Annotated in this window: 1 protein-coding gene; it reads left to right on the forward strand. The window is 69.7% G+C overall.

Features of this window, described 5'->3' with window-relative positions; genetic code table 11:
* Positions 1–360 (forward strand): hypothetical protein (locus E9529_RS21590; protein ID WP_236833298.1); only part of this gene is annotated, 360 nt, incomplete at both ends.

A 360-nucleotide genomic window follows, 5' to 3' on the forward strand; every position in this document is an offset into this window, starting at 1 on the left:
GATGCCGCCGGTGATGCAGTGCGCCTGACGTATGTGAAGACGGCGGCCGATGGCGGCACGAGTGAGTGGTTGAAGTCGGTGGCGACGGTCAACGGTTTCGACCAGGTGGACTCCTACCAAACCGTGGCGGTGACGGGGCTGACCCGGACCAACCGGTACGGCTATGACAACCTGGGCCGGCTGGTGTCGGCCACCGACTGGTCAGCCATGCAGGCCAACGGTCTGCCGACCGGTGCCTCGTGCACGCGCCGGTACGCCTTCGACGTCAACAGCAACCGCACCGGGCTGGCCCAGGAGGCTACGGCCGGTGCGCCGGCGGGCACCTGCCCGGCGACGGTGGCGGCGTCGGCCTCCTACGCC

Source organism: Blastococcus sp. KM273128 (assembly GCF_021698975.1).
Classification (GTDB): domain Bacteria; phylum Actinomycetota; class Actinomycetes; order Mycobacteriales; family Geodermatophilaceae; genus Blastococcus.